The sequence below is a fragment of the Burkholderia sp. RS01 genome, from assembly GCF_039748055.1.
Lineage (GTDB): Bacteria > Actinomycetota > Actinomycetes > Actinomycetales > Micrococcaceae > Arthrobacter.
Map to the genome: position 1 here is coordinate 1 of NZ_JBDLAK010000088.1, position 223 is coordinate 223.

Genomic DNA, 223 nt, shown 5'->3' on the forward strand with positions numbered 1-223 from the left:
CATCCACGCCGCCATCGATGACCACACCCGCCTGGCCTACGCCGAAATCCACCCGGACGAGAAAGGCCCGACCGCGGCGGCATTCCTCCTCCGGGCCGCCGGGTTCTTCAACGCGCAGGGCATCAGGACAATCGAACGCATCATCACCGACAACGCCTTCGCCTACCGGAAGTCCGCCGCTTTCAAGGCCGCCGCGGCACAGCTCGGCGCCGAACAGCGATTC

At 66.8% G+C, this 223-nt stretch carries 1 protein-coding gene; it reads left to right on the forward strand.

Annotated elements, in window-relative coordinates; genetic code table 11:
• Positions 1 to 223, forward strand: a 223-nt coding sequence (locus tag ABFP37_RS22650; RefSeq protein ID WP_347035053.1) for a DDE-type integrase/transposase/recombinase, incomplete at both ends; no start/stop codon positions are given.